Consider the following 15,713-nt stretch of genomic DNA (forward strand, 5'->3'; position numbering starts at 1 on the left):
CGCAGTTGAAAACGGGTTCCATGAACAACCGCAACATCATCGTCATCGGCGGTTCGGCCGGAGCGACCCAGCCGTTGAAGCACATCCTGAGCCGCTTGCCGCCGGATTTGCCGGCAGCCGTGTTTATCGTTCTGCACATTCCGGCGCGGGGTATCGGTATTCTGTCGACGGTCGCCAGCAGCGCCGGCCCACTTCCGGTTCGTCAGGCTGAAAACGGCATGGAGATCCAGCCGGGGCAGATCTATCTGGCCGCGCCAGACCATCATTTGCTGCTGTCCGAGGACCGGATCTTGCTCGGGCGCGGTCCACGCGAGAACCTGGTGCGGCCGGCCATCGACGCCCTGTTTCGCTCCGCAGCAATCACTCACGGCCCGCGGGTGATCGGCGTGCTCTTGAGCGGCCTGTTGTCGGACGGCGCGGCAGGCCTCAATGCGATCAAGCGCTGCGGCGGGATGGCGGTGGTCCAGGACCCCATGGACGCCATTTCCGACGAGATGCCGCGGCGCGCGATGGAGGAGACCACCGTCGACCTCTGCGTCCCCGGCGCCAGTATGGGTGATGTGCTGTCCGAACTCGTCAGGGAGCAGGCCGGAGCTGCGCTGCCGATCCCGCCGGAGATCAGACTGGAGGTCGCGATTGCGGCGGGAGACCGGATTGGCAGCGACAAGCTGCTCACCGTTGCCGATCCCGTTGCGCTGACCTGTCCTTCCTGCGGCGGCGTTCTGTCCGAGGTCAAGGAGCAGCGTCCGATGCGCTTCCGTTGCCAGGTCGGTCATGGCTTCACGGCCGATACGCTCGCCAAGGAGCAGGAGGGGCGCGTCGACGAGGCCCTGCGTGTCGCCTTGCGCATTATCGAGGAACGGGCGGAACTGGTGCACCGCATGGCGGTCGACGGCCAGCGCAGCGGCCGGCCCGCGGTCGCCGAGATGTACCAGGCGAGGGCGGCCGAATATCGTGAATATGCCGACATGATCCGGCGGGTGGTGCTACAATCGCTCGATCCTCCAGCCCGCAATCCGGACGCGTGAAGGGTCTGCCATGTCCATCTCCCCCGCCGAACAAACTGAGCAGCTCGACGCCGAGCAGCGCGTTCTGGTGAAGGCCGACCGCGACATCGAGGAGGGCTGGCAACGTATCCGCAAGCAGGAGGACCGCGTCCTCGAGCTTCGGGCCGGCGGTCACGATATCTCCCAGGCGCAGCAACTGGCCGAGGTCCTCAAGCAGACCCTGGCCGAGTGGGAACGCCACCGCGTCCTGATCGTGCAGCGCATCGCGTATCTGCAAAGGCAATTGGCGGCGCGACAGCCAGAAGCCGGCCAACAGCCGGAGCCCTGAAAGCCGCGCGCCGCCCGCCGAAGCTGGTCTAGACGCCACGCGGCTCCCTGATCAGGGCTCGGACGACGCCGACATCAAAGGAGGCCCTGTGATATTCTCGTCTTTGACCTGTTGGGGTTCGGTTGATTTCTGCTATTTGCAGGAGGACCGGGCGCCCATTAGTCCCGGCCAGTGAAAGAGAGCTACCAAGGCCATGACTGAAGTCGGCGAGAGAGCGGTCGAAGAAGAGCGCCAGACCAAGTCCCCGCTTGTGATCGGCGTTGGCGCCTCACCGGCCGCTCTGGACAGCATCGAGCGCTTCTTTGCCAAGCTGAGTCTGAGTGCCGACCAGACCGTCGTGCTGGCGCTTCAGCACCACGAAGCCTTCGACGAGGCACGGCTGCGCCAGATCGTACAAAGCTCAAACGGCGGCAGGCTGTCCGAAGCCGGCCATGGCCATCCGATCGAGGGTGGCGCGATCTATCTGTGCCCGCCCGCGATGATCACCACGATCCAGGGCGGAAGCTTCGCGATCCGCAAGGCCGAGCAGGCGCCAGGGGGGCGCGCCACGATCGACAGCTTCCTGGTGTCGCTGGCGGAGGAGCGCGCCGAGAAGTCCATTGGTGTGATCTTGTCCGGCACCGGCGGCGATGGAACGCTGGGAACGGCAGCGCTCAAGGATCACGGCGGTCTCGCCATTGCCGAGCAGGTCGCGAGCGAGACATCCGACCCTCTCACGGAGGCCAACACGCCGGCGGCGATCGCGGACTACGTCCTGCCACCGGAGGAGATTCCCGAGCGTATCCAGCTCTATGCCCGGCATCTGCGGCGTCTGGAGGAGAAGCACGGGTTCGACGAGATTCTGGCCGCGGCTGCGACCTCGCTGTCGCGCATCGCCGACGTTCTTCGCAACAAGACCGGCAACGATTTTCACGGCTACAAGCAAAACACTTTCCTGCGCCGCGTGCAGAGGCGCATGCAAGTTGTCCAGATCGCCGACATCCCCGCCTACGTGGATTTCCTGCGCAACGACAAGGATGAGGCGCATCATCTCTTCAATGATCTCCTGATCGGCGTCACCGAGTTCTTCCGCGACAAGCGCGAGTTCGAGGTGCTGGAGACGCAGATCATCCCGAAGCTCTTCCAGGACAAGGGCGCGGCCCAGCAGGTCCGCGTCTGGGTGCTTGGTTGCGCGACGGGCGAGGAGGCCTATTCGATCGCCATCCTGCTGCGCGAACAGATGGCGCGGATGGACTCCCCACCGCAGGTGCAGATCTTCGCCACCGACATCGACGGCCGGGCGCTCGCCACCGCGCGCGTCGGCCGTTATCGCACCTCCATCGAAGCCGACATGACCGGCGAACGCCTGGCGCGCTGGTTCGTGCGCGAGGGCGACACCTATTGCGTGGTGAAGGAGCTGCGCGAGGTGTGCATCTTCTCCCAACACAACGTCATCAAGGACGCGCCGTTCTCCAGGCTTGACCTCGTTTCGTGCCGCAATTTGCTGATCTACCTCAATGCGGAGCTTCAGAACCGTGTGATCCCGCTGTTCCACTTCGCGTTGTTGCCGGACCGCTATTTGTTCCTCGGCAATTCGGAGAACGTGACGCGGCATCCAAAGCTGTTCGTGCCGATCGATCGCCGTGCGCGCATCTTCAGGAAACTCGATACGGGAACGCGGCTGCCCCCCGAATTTCCGATCACGTCCGCTGCAAGCAGAGTGCCGGTCGAGGTACCGCCGGCGCGCTCGGTCGGCCGCGACGTCGGTCTGGAGCGGCGCGCGCAGCGGGTCGCGGATCGATATGCCCCCGCCTATGTCATCACCGACGACAATTTCCAGATCCTGCACTTCTCGGGGCGCACCGGGCGGTACATCGAGCCGACCGCAGGCGCCGCAACCCTCGACCTGCTCCAGCTCGTGCATCGCGATCTTCGCCTGGAGTTGCGGGCCGCGCTCGCCCGTGCGGCCGAAACCAACGAGCCTGTCCATGCCGAGCAGGTGCACCTCGGCGTGAACGGCCACCGCATCCTTGTGAACATCACGGTGGAGCCGATACAGGATGGCGCTGGCGGCCACCGAAGTTTCGTCGTTCTGTTCAAGGACGGACCGGCCCAATCGGACGGGGACGACCACAACAAACCCAACGCTCTCATCCGCACCGAGCATGTCGAGCGGCTCGAAAGCGAGCTGCGCGCGACGCGTGATCGCCTCCAGGCCACCATCGAGGAGCTCGAAAGCACCAATGAGGAGCTGAAATCCTCCAACGAGGAATACCAATCGCTCAACGAAGAGCTTCAGTCCGCCAACGAGGAGCTCGAAACCTCACGCGAAGAGTTGCAGTCGGTCAACGAGGAGCTGACCACCGTCAATGGCGAGCTGGCGCACCGCGTCCACGAATTGACCCGCGCCACCAGCGACCTCAAGAATTTCCTGGAAAGCACGCAGATCGCGACGGTGTTTCTCGACAATGACCTGCGGGTGATGACTTTCACGCCGGCGATCACGCAGGTCTTGCATCTGGTGGAAACCGATGCGGGCCGCCCCATTTCCCACATCAAGGCGCGCATTCCGATCGAGGAGCTCTACGACGACGTACGCCGCGTGCTGCGCACCCTGGCGAGCGCCGAGCGCGAGCTGACTGCGCCGGACGATGGCAGGAAATACATCGCCCGCGTCCTGCCCTACCGCAGTGTCGACAACTTCATCGCGGGCGTCGTCATCACCTTTATCGACATCACGGCGATTACCCGCGCCGAGGAGCGGCAGCGCCTCCTCCTGGCCGAGCTCAAGCATCGGGTCCGCAATACGCTCGGCGTGGTACGCTCGATTGCGCGCCGCTCGGCAGCAACGAGTTCCACTGTCGAGGAATATGCTTCCCATCTCGACGGCCGGCTGAATGCGTTCGCCCGGACCCAGGCGCTGCTCACCCATGATCCCGAAGGCGGCGTCGACCTCGAATATCTCGTGGCCGAGGAATTGTTGGCGTGTGATGCGCGGGAAGGCGAGCAGATGCGGGTCTCCGGCCCCAAGGTGCGCTTCCAGCCCAAGGCCGCCGAAACATTCGCCCTCGCGATTCACGAACTCGCGACCAACGCGCTGAAATACGGCGCGCTGAGCCGGCCGTCGGGCTACATCCAGGTCTCCTGGCGCATTGATGCAAACACCGAACCCGCGCAGCTGACGTTCGAATGGCGGGAGCGCGGGGGACCGCAGGTGCGGCCGCCGACGCGGAAAGGTTTCGGCACCGAGCTCCTAGAGCGTACGCTGGCGTTCGAGCTGAAGGGCCACACCACGATGGCCTTCGATTCCGAGGGCCTGCAATGCACTGTCACGATCCCATTGAGCAAGGAATCCTTCCACACACCTTCTTTGGCTAACTGATGCCCTTGTCGAGCGCCGATCGCAGCTTGGTGGAACCGGCCATTCGCCGGCTGAATGCGCTGAGGCCCCTGTCGCCGGAGGCGCGCGCGTCGTTCGAGTATGCGATGCTCGAGGGGGTACAGCGCGCCGGAGCGGGCGAGGACCTGATCTGCGAGGGAGACCACGTCGACAGCGTCCGCATCGTGTTGTCGGGTTGGCTCTGCCGCTACAAGACGCTCGAAGACGGCCGGCGCCAGATCGTCAACTTCATCTTTCCCGGTGAGAGCTGCGATGCTCATGCTTTTCTGCTTCCCACCATGGACCATTCCATCGCCGCGCTGACCCCTTCGGTCTACGCCGACATCAAGCGCGCGCGCTTCGACAGCCTGCTGGCCGCCGACCATTCACTTACCGAAGCGTTCATGTGCGAGACCCTCGTCAACAACGCGATCCAGCGCGAATGGGTCATCAATCTCGGCCGTCGCGTCGCGTTTGAGCGCGTCGCGCACCTGTTCTGCGAGATCTTCGAGCGGCTTCGCCCCGTCGGCATGGTCGAGGGCAACACCTGCGCGATGCCAGTGACGCAGATGGACTTGGCGGACGCCACCGGCCTGTCGGTGGTCCATCTCAATCGCACGCTCCAGGAGATGCGCGCCTCAGAGCTGATCGTGCTGCGCGACCGTACGCTGATTGTCAGGGATCTCGACGCGCTCAAGAACGCAGCCCTGTTCTCGGCGGGTTATCTGCAGCTCTATCGGGGCGGCCGAGAGCGCGAATGAACCCGCTGTACTTCGGGGGCCCGCCGACGAGGGCGGCGGTTGGGATTCTCCGCTCCGCACTAGCAACAGGCGCCGATCTGAGCTAGTTTACCTGCATCGCTGGCCTAGGCTCTGTCCGTAGGCGCCGGTGACTGAGAGATCGCGCACTCCCGCCTGCATTCATCGGGAGTCATTATGGACGACGATCCTCTTTATCCCGAGACTCTGAGTCTGCTGGAACGCGCCGATCGAGCGATTGAGGAAAGTATTCGCTTGCGGGCGCTCAATGCCGACGTCAGGGGGCAGCTTCGGCGGGCCCGCCATGAAATGGAACAACAACTCTCCCTGTCGATGCTCATCATGTAGGACCTCCCGGGTCTTCCTTTGAGCTGTAAGTTCGTGCTCGCGCACGATCCGTACGGCTGGTCCAGGTTGTGCCCGGCACATTTTGTGCCGATGTCGCAATTTGAGTAACCTGCTTAAATGCCTGCTTCTGCCGGTCTGTCACTATAGGCCCATGAGCGAGGCCCTGATATCCCGCGCGACTTGCGTCATCGATGACAGTCTCTCGCTGCGCGAGCAGCGTCGACTGCTCATGGAGCATCACGATCAAATCGTCTCCGATTTGCGCCGGGCTATGATGGAAAGCGCTATGATCCGGACGGAAATCAGGGCGCACCGCTACAATCAGGACAGACGAGGTCTCGTTAACGGCGTCCGGACAAGACGCCCCTGAGACAAGTCTTTTTCGTGGAACCCGCGAAACCGTTCCGCGTCGGGAACGTTGTCGGTTCGCTGCGCTGTCCGGCGTGGCGCGGACCAAACCGAGGACGCAACGGCGCGCTCCGGTGAACAGGGAGAACGTCTCATGGCGACGCGGCGCACATCCAGGCAAACGGATCAGCTCGAGACGCGCTTGGCTGCCGAGGCTGAGCGGCTGCGCGAACAAGCAGGTTCTCTTCCGCCAGGTACGGCCCGCAACGAGATGTTGCGCAAGGCCCGTCAGGCGGAAACCGGCTCTCAAATGAGCGAGTGGCTGCGATCACCCGGCTTGCAGGCGCCGGACTGAACCCGATTTCGAAAAGCGAGCAGGGGTTTTCCGAACAAGATTACGCTCAAGCAAGAGGCTTGAGCGCGATGATGATCGATCCTGATCACATCGCGCTCGAGCCTGCTCGGCTTCGAGAGTGTCGCAACCGGTGGTGAGGAGAATCAACGCCGCTTCGCAGCTTTGCTTCGCCGATTATAGGGCGAGCGGTTGACCGGCCTTAGCGAAATCCCTTCGCGTTGCGCCTTGCTGCGAATGGCAGCGACCGGGCGCTGAAGCTTGATGCTCATCACGCCGGTCGGTGTGTTGCCCTTCGCAAGCTGTTTCAACTTGCTCACATCCGCGGGCGTCCATGGTTGCCGCGCGCGGCGCTTGTACGCGGGGTTGGCATTGCGCGGTCCCTTGCGGCCGATCGGCGAGTCCGGCCGCTTCCATGCTGCTTTTGCCATGATGATCCTCCTTCAAGTCGTTCTTGAACATGCGAATCAGCATTTCGGTTCCGCCGCAGCGGGGACCGAGCGGTCACCGCCGTGTCTCGGGCGCAAAATCACGCACGGTTAACTTATTGAAATGCTGGAACCGGCTGTTGCGGCCGAAGCTACGAAGGTTGCCGGGCTGGGCCGCCCCGACCGGGCAAGCCACTTGAGTGACAAGAGAGTCCTTGGGCCCCCGGCGCCGATCCCCCGCCGGGGCCGATTTCCCTAGATCCCGAACCCCTGTGAAAGTCCAGATGACCGCCAAACGTAACCGCAGGAAACAGACCCAATCGCTCCAGGAGCGGTTGACCTTGTTTGCCGAAAGCGCCCGCGAGCGCGCGCGCAGCCTGCCGCCCGGCAGGGAGCGCGAGACGCTGCTGCAATTCGCCAAGCAGAACGAAGTGACCTCGAACCTGACAGACTGGCTGAGCGCACCCGTCTCGCCGCGACGAGGACCATCATAATGGGAAGCTTCAAGCATTACCGTGCTTTTCAGATCGATCCGGACGGGCACGTGTTCGGATGCGTCAATCTGGTCTGCAACGACGATGAGCAGGCCAAGCGCGAAGCCGCAGCGCTCGTGCTGGTGCATCGCATCGAGCTGTGGCGGCTGGACCGGCGAATCGCACAATTCGATTCCCCGGCGGAGATAGCTCGCCAATAACGGGCAGGAACCGCGCGCAGCGCCCCGGGTTGGTCGGGATACCGACTTCGCCGGGAGCAAGAATGACGGACGCCGAAATTCGCCAAGGGATGCCGCCCGTCAAGCTGTCGCTGCAACGTAAGCTCGATGCGATCGTCGGTGCCGCCTGGGACGCCCACAGCCGTTCGCGCAAGGCGCCGCGAAAGGCGGGCGTCGGTCTGAGGGACCCGAACCCCAAATGACAAGTGCGCCGCTTGATTGCCTGATCGTCGGCGGGGGGCCTGCCGGACTGATGGCTGCGATCTATCTGGCGCGCTTCCGCCGCAATGTCTGTGTCGTCGATAAGGGCGCGAGCCGGGCCGCGCTGATCCCGCGCAGCCACAACGTTCCCGGATTCGTTCACGGGCTATCGGGCGCGGACCTGATTGCCCGCATGTCGGCGCAGCTGGACGAACTCGCCGTACCGCGCGTAGAGGCCGAGGTCACCGCGTTGCGGCGGCACGATCATGGTTTTGAGGCGAGCTGGAACGGCGAGGCGCATGCCGCCGCCACCGTCATTCTCGCCAGCGGCATCGTCGACATCCATCCGCCATTTCGGGAGTGGCGCGCTGCCGTCGCGGACGGGTTGTTGCGCTACTGTCCCGTCTGCGACGCCTTCGAGGCGACCGGCCATCGCATCGGCGTCATCGGCCCGCTTGACCGTGCCGCCGGCAAGGCGCTGTTCCTGCGCGGCTACTCGCACGACGTGACGCTGCTCGCGATCGGCCAGGATGACGAACGAAGCGCAACTTCGGAGCTGACCGAGGCCGGCATCGATGTCGTGTTCGCACCCCACCCGCATCTGCGGCGGAGGGGCGGGGGCATCGAGGCCGTCATCGAAGGCGGCCGGACGCTGCAATTCGACACGGTCTATCCGGCGATGGGAGCCGAGGTGCGTTCGCAGCTCGCGGTGTCGCTGGGGGCCGAGCATGTCGGGGAAGGCAATCTGAAAGTCGACGACCATCAGCGCACCTCGGTCAGCGGACTCTATGGCATCGGCGACGTCGTCACCGACCTGCACCAGATCTCGGTCGCGTTCGGCCACGCGGCGGTCGCGGCTTGTGCGATCCACCACAGCCTGCCGCGGCCCCTGGCCTGAGCAGCGGGATATCGGACAATGGCAAACATGGCCGCGGGATCATCCACGAAGACCTCGGTCTATGCGGCGCTGCTCGGCAATGTCCTCGTCGCGGTCACCAAGATCGGCGCCGCCGCGTGGACGGGAAGCTCGGCGATGACGAGCGAAGCCGTGCACTCGCTCGTCGACACCACCAACGAGATCCTGCTGCTCTACGGGTACCGGCGCGCAAGCCGTCTGCCCGACGAATCTCATCCGCTCGGCTACGGCCGCGAGCTGTACTTCTGGAGCTTCATCGTTGCGCTGCTCATCTTCGCGCTGGGTGCCGGCGTCTCCCTGTATCAGGGTATTCTGCACGTTGCTTCCCCCGAGCCGATCCAAGATCCCATGGTCAGCTTCGCGGTGCTGGCCTTGTCCTTCCTGTTTGAAGGCGGCTCCTGGCTGGTCGCCCTGCGGCACTTCCGCTCCGAAGCCCGGCGCTTCGGATACTATCAGGCCTTCGTTCGCAGCAAGGATCCTCCCGCGTTCATGGTGCTGCTCGAAGACAGCGCGGCGCTGGTCGGCATTGCGATTGCTGCCGCGGCCACTGCGGCCGCCGTTTGGCTGGGCCAGCCGGTCTGGGACGGGATCGGCTCGATCCTGATCGGCCTGTTGCTGGCGATCACCTCCGTCGGCCTTGCACGCGAGAGCAAGAGCCTGCTGATCGGCGAGCCTGCCGATCCGGAGCTGGCGCGGTCCGTCCTCGACATCGCGAGGCGCTCGCCCGGCGTGCTCAGGGCCAACGGCCTCCTCACGGTGCAATTGTCGCCGGCTGAAATCGTGGCGGCCCTGAGCGTCGAGTTTGCGGATGACAAGCGCGCGGACGACATCGAACAATGTGTCATCGCGATCGAGACCGAGATCCGCAAGCGGCATCCAAGCGTGGCGGCGCTGTTCATCAAGCCGCAGACCGCTGCCCGCTACCGCGCGGTGCGCGGGAGGCGTTTCGGCGCGGTGGCATCGCGCGGTTCCCCGGATGTCACAATCGACCAGAACGGGGAACGAAGGGCATCGCCTCGCCTTGGTTGAGCTGGGCGGGCGCGCCAAAGGAAGAGAGATATGGCCCAATCAGAAGACATGACCCGCTGCATCGCGCTCTGCATGAGCTGCTACCAGACCTGCCTCGGCACGGCGATGAACCACTGCCTCGAGACCGGCGGGAAGCACGTCGAGCCGAAGCACTTCCGCCTGATGATGGCCTGTGCCGAAATGTGCCGGACGGCTGCGCATTTCATGCTCATCAACACGCCGCATCACCGGCATACCTGCGGCGAGTGCGCCGAAATCTGCACCGAATGCGCTGCGGATTGCGAGCGGGTCGGCGGCATGGACGAATGCGTCGCGATGTGCCGCTCCTGCGCACAATCCTGCCGCGCGATGGCAGCCTGAAGGAGAGCCCATGCTGGAAGAGAAACTCAAGGACGCCATCATCGGCGAATTGCAGCGGCAAGCCGCGAACCGGCCGCAAGCGCTGAAGGTTCAAGGCGCGGACGATGCGAACAGTTCGGAGGAGCTGATCGTCAATGGCAGGATCGATCTGGGCGCGCTGGTCATGGTGATCGCGGGATCAGTCGCGGGCGGGCCTTAGGCTCGATCGGCAAGCGGCTCCTAAAGCATGATCCGGAAAAGTGCGCAGCGGTCTTCCGAAAAGATCATGCTTAAACAACAACCTAAAGCGCGATGGCGATTCATCCTGATCGCATCGCGCTTTAGCCGTATTCCTCTCCGATGCCGTATTCCCGATAGATATCCAGCGGGTCGAGATCGGGAAACAGGCGGCATTTGGCCTGGGCGAGGTGCAGGGTCACCGCCGCCGGCTCCTTGCCGTTCGCCAGCATCTTGCGGATGTCGTCCATATGCGCGTTCGGCTGGTGCTTCGGATCGAGCTGCTCCAGCGCGACCAGGGCAGTCGCGAGGGCCTCGGTCAGAACCCAGTCGTCGTGGCCGGTGATTCCCTTCTTCGACATTCCGCAGACCCCAGCTGTGGCGGCAGCGTCCAGTCTATCGCGACTTCCGCCAGAAAAGCCATTGAGCCGTAACGGACGCGCTGCGGGGGGCGGCCTCCGGCTTGCATTATGGCAGCGTGTGGCTAAAAGGCGGCGACTTGCGAGACGCTAGTATCTTTGTCGAAACAAAGTTGGCGTAGACGGGCCGCTACCGCATCCAGGCTGCCCGTTCCGGTCTGGGTCCCCGATCCCGAATTGCAACACCATTGGGTTGCGCCCCTCAAGGTTCGAGCCAGCATGATCTTTCTCAGCTTCGTCTATCGCTTCGTGACCAACTTCGCATTCATGGCGATGGTCTATTTCAGCTTGAACTTCATGGAGAAATACCAGAACCGGGCGATCATCGCGATCCTGGTGCTGGTCTATGCCGCCATGCGCGCCGTCTCGACGCTGCGCGCGTTCTACTTCTTCCAGAAAATCGAGAAGCTGGAAGCCGAGACGCGGCGCCTTCAGGGCCCGATCAATGACGGCTCCGGGGGAACGAACGTGCGCAAGCAGGTCGTCGCCGACGTTGCGCGGCTGCGGCGCGACGGCGAGCTCAAGTCCTATATGGACCTGTTCTTCCTGGCGCTGATCGTGCTGCTCTGCGTCGCCGCCATCATGCGGCAGTAGAACTCACGCGCGTTTCTTCGCGCTGGTGGCGAGGCGGGTCGGGCGGGGGGCAGTCGTCTTGGCCTGCGCGGCATGGTTCAGTGCGGCCGGTATCGCATGCGCGGTGTGTCGAGCCTGGGGCTTGGCTGCCTTGGCCCTTGCTGCCTTGCCTCCGGCCGCATGCTGGGTCTCGGCCGCCATCGCCAGCCGCGTCGCGGCACGCCGCGACAATGTCGTCGACAGCAGCACCTCGACCGAGCCTTCCGGGATTGCAAAGAGAGCGCGGCCGGGCACGGGCAGGGTCGCCGCGACATTGGCCTGTGCCATGGTCCGGCGCGGCAGCAGCGGCTGGTGCTCGGGCTGCGCATTGAGATCGGCAACCGAGGGCGCCGGAAGCGTCTTGCTCTGCGTGAACACGAAGTTCGGGACAGCCGGCCAGCGCGCGATCGGCACAGTCTCGGTCGGCGGATGCAGCAGCCACTCCACCGGCGCGGTTGGTGTCGCCGGACGGTCGGCGGTCGCCGGCACCACATGCACGATGCGATAGCCGCGCGCCTTGAGGTCGCGGATGATCTTCGGCAGCGCCGCCACCGTCCGGGCCTGAATATCGTGCAGCAGCAGGATGCCCTTGCCCTTCGCCTCCAGCCGCTGGATCGCGAGCTGATAGACGCGGTCGGACGACACATGGCGCCAGTCGTCGGCCGGGAAGTCTGCGCTCCAGACCTGGATGCCGCGCGAGATCAGATGATGCTCGACGCCTTCGGCGCGCATCAGGCCGGGAATGCGGAAGAACGGCGCCAGCTTGGACGGATCGGTCATCGCGGCCGAGGTCCACTCGATGCCGCCGTTGATCTCGGCCTCGAATTTCTCGGCCGGCATCCGGTCGAAGGTCAGCGGATGGCTCATGCTGTGGGTGCCGACGGTGTGGCCCGCCGCCACCAGCTTGCGCACGCCTTCCGGGTTCGCCTTGGCTTGGCCGCCGATGATGAAGAAGGTCGCCTTGATGCACTCGTCGTCGAGGATCTTGAGGACTTGGTTGGAATATTTCGGCAGCGGACCGTCGTCGAAAGTCAGGACGACTTCATGGTCCTTCAGCGGCAGCGTCTCGCGATACTGCATGGTGCCGATCAGCGGATGTTCGTGCGGATCGACCACGAGGGTGCGGGAGGTCCCCAGTGCGTCGGGGTGGCCAGGGCAGTCGGCCGCAAGCGCCGCCGGCGATCCGATGGCCGAAAATCCGAGGAATCCGCTGAGGCAAAGGACGGTCCACGATCGCGTCCGCGAAACAACGCTAGTTCCGATCATGAACCCGATCTGCCCTCATCTGCGCTTGCCGCCATAGTAGGTCGGAGACATCGGGAAACGGTTCAGGCGCAAGACCCTTTCCCATCGCAAAGTCTCCATCCATTTGCATGGGGTAGCATGAACGGAGTGTTAATAGGGCTCAAATCACCCCATTTTGCCCCGGCGTGACATTCCGGCATCAGCGCGCGTCGGCATTCTTCTGCGGCAGGCCGGCCGGTACGACGTGGACCACGCGAAAACCGTTCTCCCGGAGATACCGTAGGAAGGCCGGCATGATCGCGGCCGTGCGTGCCTTGGGGTCATGGAAGAGGACGATGCCCTTGCCGCTCGCGGCGAGGCGCTCGGTGACCAGCTTCAATTCCTGCTGCGGCGTCATCTCGTTCCAGTCGCTGGCCCACAAATCGGCCCCGAACACGACGATGCCGCGCGACTGGAGCAGGTCGAGCTGCGCCGGCGTCCCCTCGAAATAGGGGAAGCGGAAGAACGGCGTCGAGGGCGTCGTCGTCGAAGTGCCGTGCAGTGCCGTCTCGACGGCTGCGATGCCGCGGTCGATCTCGCTCTTCGCCTTGTCGAACGGGATCCGCGCCATGAACGGGTGCGAGAAGGTGTGATGGCCGATGGTGTGGCCCTCGCGGGCGATGCGCTTGACCATGTCGGGATGCTCGCCGGCGTGCAGGCCGATCAGGAAGAAGGTCGCGCGCACGCATTCCTGCGCCAGCGCCGCCAGCACCTTCGACGTCGTCGGCGGGTTCGGCCCGTCATCGAAGGTCAGCACGACCTCGCGATCGGCCAGTGCAAGCGTCTGCGGAAAGCTCTTCAGGCCGACGCGCGGCGTGGTCTTGGCATCGACGCTCAGCACGCGCGAGGTGCCGAGCGCGTCCTTGCGCGGGCACTCGGCCGCTTCAGTCCAGGTGATGCCGGTGAGGGCCGCGAGGAACACGCCCAGCGACATCGAAGTCCACCTCAGTCGAAGCATCTTTGTCATTGCGCTCGCGATTGCCTTGTGGGTATTGCCTGACCGTCAGCTCAGACCACCTGATCCCAACCTGTCAAACGGCGAGGCGCGCCATGGATGAACATATGGACGTTGCCCGATCCGCCGCGGATTCGGTACTCGACCACGTGCCGATGCGCAATGAAGACGGCGATATCAGGCACGAATTCGTCGAGGAGATCGCGCATGCGATCGAGGCGGGCGACAGCGCATCGCTGCGCGCGTGCGTCGCCGAGCTGCACGAGGCCGATCTCGGCGACCTGATCGGCGCTCTGGAGCCCGACGACCGCGTCCGCCTGGTCGAGCTGACCGGGCGCGACTTCGATTTCGCCGCGCTGAACGAGGTGGACGAGGCCGTCCGCGAAGAGATCTTGGACGAGCTGCCGCCGGAGACCGTCGCCGAGGGCGTCCGCGAGCTCGAATCGGACGACGCCGTCGAGCTGCTGGAGACCCTGGATCAGGCCGAGCAGGAGGAAATCCTCGAAAAGCTGCCGCTCAAGGAGCGCGTCGCGCTCGAACGCAGCCTGCTTTACCCCGAGAATTCCGCGGGACGCCGGATGCAGACCGAGTTCATCGCGGTGCCCCAGGATTTCACCGTGGGCCAGGCGATCGACTACATGCGCGAGACCCCGGATCTGCCCGACCGCTTCTACGAGATCTACGTCGTCGACAAGGACCAGCACTGGCAGGGTGCGGTGCCGCTCGACGTGCTCTTGCGCGCGCGCCGGCCGGTGCCGCTTGCCGAACTCACCGATGAGGACCGCCGCCGCGTCTCCGTTCTGGAGGACCAGGAGGAGGTCGCGCGTATGTTCGGCAAGTACAATCTCGTCGCAGCCCCCGTGCTCGACACCCAGGATCGCCTGGTCGGCGTCATCACCGTCGACGACGTTGTCGACGTCATCGAGGAGGAGGCGGACGAGGACCTCAAGGCGCTCGGCGGCGTCACCAGCGACGAAGAGCTGTCGGACACCTTCCTGACCATCGCGCGCGGCCGCTTCAACTGGCTGCTGGTCAATCTGGCCACCGCGTTCCTGGCGTCCTCCGTGCTCGGCCTGTTCGAGGGCCAGCTCGAAAAGATGGTCGCGCTCGCCGTGCTGGCGCCGATCGTGGCGAGCCAAGGCGGCAATGCCGCGACCCAGACCATGACGGTCGCGGTGCGGGCGCTGGCGACGCGTGAGCTCGGCGCCTCCAACGCCTGGCGCGTAGTGATGCGCGAAGCGCTGGTCGGCCTTATCAACGGGCTCGCCTTTGCCGTGATCACGGGCATCGCGGCGGTGGCCTGGTTCAAGATTCCCGGCCTCGGCATCGTCATCGGGCTTGCGATGATCTGCAACCTCATCGCCGGTGCGCTCGGCGGCATCCTGATCCCGATGGCGCTCGAACGCGTCAGGGCCGATCCGGCGGTGGCCTCCGGCACCTTTGTCACCACCGTGACAGACGTCGTCGGCTTCTTCTCCTTCCTCGGCATCGCGACGCTGTGGTTCGGGCTGAGGTGATCTCGTGTCCCGGGCGCTGCGGCGCGTAAGCGCTGCTGCGCAGAACCGGGACCCAAAAAGCAGCGGACTCCGCGACGAGATGGGCCCCGGCTCTGCAGCGCACCGCTGAAGGAGCGCTGCGCTGCGTCCGGGCCACGATGCCGCTATCTTTAATCCGAACTTAAGCGACCTGCCGCATCATCGCCTCGCTTGGGGGAATGGGCATGCGTGTGCGGTTAAAGGCGGACGGACGGATCGTCGAGGTGCGGGACGGGCAGGAGTTTCCGGTCCAGCCGTCCGCGGTCGAGCCGGCGGCCACCGCCGCGCCTGACAACTCTTCGCTCGCGGTGCGCGATTTGCGCCGCCGCGCCTGCCTGACCCAGATGGAGTTCGCCGCCAAGCTCGGCGTTCCCGTCGAGACCATCCGCAACTGGGAGCAGGGCAAGCGTGCTCCGCGGGGACCGGCGCGCGCGCTGCTCGCGGTGATCGCGCACGCCCCCGATATGGTGTTCCAGGCGCTCGCCAAAGCCTGAGCCGAGGGCCCAAGCCCGACGCGAGCCTTGCGTTAGCATTGCGCCAAATATCC

Annotated in this window: 20 protein-coding genes; 16 read left to right on the top strand and 4 right to left on the bottom strand. The window is 64.7% G+C overall.

The window, feature by feature from the left end; translation table 11 throughout:
* The first annotated feature begins 20 nt into the window (after window positions 1-20).
* From IVB28_RS12950 to IVB28_RS12975, 6 genes are all read left to right on the top strand, one after another.
* Window positions 21-1,028 carry a chemotaxis protein CheB gene (locus IVB28_RS12950; RefSeq protein ID WP_247526560.1) on the top strand — a complete coding sequence of 336 codons (1,008 nt, stop codon included), beginning with the start codon at window positions 21-23 and terminating at the stop codon, window positions 1,026-1,028.
* Window positions 1,029-1,038: 10 nt separating this feature from the next.
* Window positions 1,039-1,335, top strand: a complete 297-nt coding sequence (locus tag IVB28_RS12955; RefSeq protein ID WP_247526561.1) for a hypothetical protein — start codon at window positions 1,039-1,041, stop codon at window positions 1,333-1,335.
* Window positions 1,336-1,528: 193 nt separating this feature from the next.
* Window positions 1,529-4,696 carry a CheR family methyltransferase gene (locus IVB28_RS12960; RefSeq protein WP_247526562.1) on the top strand — a complete coding sequence of 1,056 codons (3,168 nt, stop codon included), beginning with the start codon at window positions 1,529-1,531 and terminating at the stop codon, window positions 4,694-4,696.
* A complete protein-coding gene (locus tag IVB28_RS12965) occupies window positions 4,696-5,454 on the top strand; it encodes a Crp/Fnr family transcriptional regulator (RefSeq protein ID WP_247526563.1) in 759 nt (252 codons plus the stop codon). The genes IVB28_RS12960 and IVB28_RS12965 overlap by 1 nt, the downstream gene beginning before the upstream one ends.
* A 174-nt stretch (window positions 5,455-5,628) precedes the next feature.
* Window positions 5,629-5,799, top strand: a complete 171-nt coding sequence (locus IVB28_RS12970) for a hypothetical protein (RefSeq protein ID WP_247526564.1) — start codon at window positions 5,629-5,631, stop codon at window positions 5,797-5,799.
* 502 nt (window positions 5,800-6,301) lie between these two features.
* On the top strand, window positions 6,302-6,502 hold the full coding sequence (locus IVB28_RS12975) for a hypothetical protein (RefSeq protein ID WP_247526565.1): 201 nt from the start codon (window positions 6,302-6,304) through the stop codon (window positions 6,500-6,502).
* A gap of 143 nt (window positions 6,503-6,645) precedes the next feature.
* Here IVB28_RS12975 and IVB28_RS12980 read toward each other — a convergent pair whose 3' ends face one another.
* A complete protein-coding gene (locus IVB28_RS12980; RefSeq protein ID WP_247526566.1) occupies window positions 6,646-6,930 on the bottom strand; it encodes a hypothetical protein in 285 nt (94 codons plus the stop codon).
* Window positions 6,931-7,211: 281 nt separating this feature from the next.
* Here IVB28_RS12980 and IVB28_RS12985 point away from each other — a divergent pair, with 281 nt between their 5' ends.
* From IVB28_RS12985 to IVB28_RS13015, 7 genes are all read left to right on the top strand, one after another.
* Entirely contained in the window at window positions 7,212-7,421 is a 210-nt protein-coding gene (locus tag IVB28_RS12985) for a hypothetical protein (RefSeq protein ID WP_247526567.1), read from the top strand.
* A complete protein-coding gene (locus IVB28_RS12990; protein ID WP_247526568.1) occupies window positions 7,421-7,621 on the top strand; it encodes a hypothetical protein in 201 nt (66 codons plus the stop codon). Before IVB28_RS12985 ends, IVB28_RS12990 begins: the two co-directional genes overlap by 1 nt.
* Before the next feature lie 62 nt (window positions 7,622-7,683).
* Window positions 7,684-7,842, top strand: a complete 159-nt coding sequence (locus tag IVB28_RS12995; RefSeq protein WP_247526569.1) for a hypothetical protein — start codon at window positions 7,684-7,686, stop codon at window positions 7,840-7,842.
* Window positions 7,839-8,738 carry an NAD(P)/FAD-dependent oxidoreductase gene (locus IVB28_RS13000; RefSeq protein WP_247526570.1) on the top strand — a complete coding sequence of 300 codons (900 nt, stop codon included), beginning with the start codon at window positions 7,839-7,841 and terminating at the stop codon, window positions 8,736-8,738. Before IVB28_RS12995 ends, IVB28_RS13000 begins: the two co-directional genes overlap by 4 nt.
* 27 nt (window positions 8,739-8,765) lie before the next feature.
* Complete coding sequence (locus IVB28_RS13005) at window positions 8,766-9,785, top strand: cation diffusion facilitator family transporter (protein WP_247528526.1); 1,020 nt, start codon at window positions 8,766-8,768, stop codon at window positions 9,783-9,785.
* 30 nt (window positions 9,786-9,815) lie between these two features.
* Window positions 9,816-10,145 carry a four-helix bundle copper-binding protein gene (locus IVB28_RS13010; protein WP_247526571.1) on the top strand — a complete coding sequence of 110 codons (330 nt, stop codon included), beginning with the start codon at window positions 9,816-9,818 and terminating at the stop codon, window positions 10,143-10,145.
* 10 nt (window positions 10,146-10,155) lie between these two features.
* On the top strand, window positions 10,156-10,344 hold the full coding sequence (locus IVB28_RS13015) for a hypothetical protein (RefSeq protein ID WP_247526572.1): 189 nt from the start codon (window positions 10,156-10,158) through the stop codon (window positions 10,342-10,344).
* 121 nt (window positions 10,345-10,465) lie between these two features.
* On the opposite strand, the gene IVB28_RS13020 is transcribed toward IVB28_RS13015, so the two are convergent.
* Window positions 10,466-10,723 carry a hypothetical protein gene (locus IVB28_RS13020; protein ID WP_247526573.1) on the bottom strand — a complete coding sequence of 86 codons (258 nt, stop codon included), beginning with the start codon at window positions 10,721-10,723 and terminating at the stop codon, window positions 10,466-10,468.
* A 276-nt stretch (window positions 10,724-10,999) separates the two neighbouring features.
* Here IVB28_RS13020 and IVB28_RS13025 point away from each other — a divergent pair, with 276 nt between their 5' ends.
* A complete protein-coding gene (locus IVB28_RS13025; RefSeq protein WP_247526574.1) occupies window positions 11,000-11,374 on the top strand; it encodes a hypothetical protein in 375 nt (124 codons plus the stop codon).
* 3 nt (window positions 11,375-11,377) lie between these two features.
* On the opposite strand, the gene IVB28_RS13030 is transcribed toward IVB28_RS13025, so the two are convergent.
* Complete coding sequence (locus IVB28_RS13030) at window positions 11,378-12,658, bottom strand: polysaccharide deacetylase family protein (protein ID WP_247526575.1); 1,281 nt, start codon at window positions 12,656-12,658, stop codon at window positions 11,378-11,380.
* Between the two features lie 178 nt (window positions 12,659-12,836).
* The gene (locus IVB28_RS13035) at window positions 12,837-13,610 is read right to left on the bottom strand and encodes a polysaccharide deacetylase family protein (protein ID WP_247528527.1); all 774 of its coding nucleotides are present in this window, start codon (window positions 13,608-13,610) and stop codon (window positions 12,837-12,839) included.
* Window positions 13,611-13,726: 116 nt separating this feature from the next.
* Here IVB28_RS13035 and mgtE point away from each other — a divergent pair, with 116 nt between their 5' ends.
* Together mgtE and IVB28_RS13045 are read left to right on the top strand one after the other, a co-directional pair.
* The gene (gene mgtE, locus IVB28_RS13040) at window positions 13,727-15,148 is read left to right on the top strand and encodes a magnesium transporter (protein ID WP_247526576.1); all 1,422 of its coding nucleotides are present in this window, start codon (window positions 13,727-13,729) and stop codon (window positions 15,146-15,148) included.
* Between the two features lie 197 nt (window positions 15,149-15,345).
* Window positions 15,346-15,660, top strand: a complete 315-nt coding sequence (locus IVB28_RS13045) for a helix-turn-helix domain-containing protein (protein WP_247526577.1) — start codon at window positions 15,346-15,348, stop codon at window positions 15,658-15,660.
* Window positions 15,661-15,713: the final 53 nt, after the last annotated feature.

This window comes from Bradyrhizobium sp. 199, from assembly GCF_023073355.1.
In the GTDB taxonomy this organism is placed as follows: domain Bacteria; phylum Pseudomonadota; class Alphaproteobacteria; order Rhizobiales; family Xanthobacteraceae; genus Bradyrhizobium.

Coding starts and splice junctions, on each gene's coding strand:
- IVB28_RS13030 (WP_247526575.1), bottom strand. CDS start 12,658: ATGATCGGAACTAGCGTTGTTTCGCGGACGCGATCGTGGACCGTCCTT.
- IVB28_RS12955 (WP_247526561.1), top strand. CDS start 1,039: ATGTCCATCTCCCCCGCCGAACAAACTGAGCAGCTCGACGCCGAGCAG.
- mgtE (WP_247526576.1), top strand. CDS start 13,727: ATGGATGAACATATGGACGTTGCCCGATCCGCCGCGGATTCGGTACTC.
- IVB28_RS12970 (WP_247526564.1), top strand. CDS start 5,629: ATGGACGACGATCCTCTTTATCCCGAGACTCTGAGTCTGCTGGAACGC.
- IVB28_RS13005 (WP_247528526.1), top strand. CDS start 8,766: ATGGCCGCGGGATCATCCACGAAGACCTCGGTCTATGCGGCGCTGCTC.
- IVB28_RS13045 (WP_247526577.1), top strand. CDS start 15,346: ATGGGCATGCGTGTGCGGTTAAAGGCGGACGGACGGATCGTCGAGGTG.
- IVB28_RS13020 (WP_247526573.1), bottom strand. CDS start 10,723: ATGTCGAAGAAGGGAATCACCGGCCACGACGACTGGGTTCTGACCGAG.
- IVB28_RS12975 (WP_247526565.1), top strand. CDS start 6,302: ATGGCGACGCGGCGCACATCCAGGCAAACGGATCAGCTCGAGACGCGC.
- IVB28_RS12950 (WP_247526560.1), top strand. CDS start 21: ATGAACAACCGCAACATCATCGTCATCGGCGGTTCGGCCGGAGCGACC.
- IVB28_RS12985 (WP_247526567.1), top strand. CDS start 7,212: ATGACCGCCAAACGTAACCGCAGGAAACAGACCCAATCGCTCCAGGAG.
- IVB28_RS13010 (WP_247526571.1), top strand. CDS start 9,816: ATGGCCCAATCAGAAGACATGACCCGCTGCATCGCGCTCTGCATGAGC.
- IVB28_RS13035 (WP_247528527.1), bottom strand. CDS start 13,610: ATGTCGCTGGGCGTGTTCCTCGCGGCCCTCACCGGCATCACCTGGACT.
- IVB28_RS12980 (WP_247526566.1), bottom strand. CDS start 6,930: ATGGCAAAAGCAGCATGGAAGCGGCCGGACTCGCCGATCGGCCGCAAG.
- IVB28_RS12960 (WP_247526562.1), top strand. CDS start 1,529: ATGACTGAAGTCGGCGAGAGAGCGGTCGAAGAAGAGCGCCAGACCAAG.
- IVB28_RS12965 (WP_247526563.1), top strand. CDS start 4,696: ATGCCCTTGTCGAGCGCCGATCGCAGCTTGGTGGAACCGGCCATTCGC.
- IVB28_RS12995 (WP_247526569.1), top strand. CDS start 7,684: ATGACGGACGCCGAAATTCGCCAAGGGATGCCGCCCGTCAAGCTGTCG.
- IVB28_RS13015 (WP_247526572.1), top strand. CDS start 10,156: ATGCTGGAAGAGAAACTCAAGGACGCCATCATCGGCGAATTGCAGCGG.
- IVB28_RS12990 (WP_247526568.1), top strand. CDS start 7,421: ATGGGAAGCTTCAAGCATTACCGTGCTTTTCAGATCGATCCGGACGGG.
- IVB28_RS13025 (WP_247526574.1), top strand. CDS start 11,000: ATGATCTTTCTCAGCTTCGTCTATCGCTTCGTGACCAACTTCGCATTC.
- IVB28_RS13000 (WP_247526570.1), top strand. CDS start 7,839: ATGACAAGTGCGCCGCTTGATTGCCTGATCGTCGGCGGGGGGCCTGCC.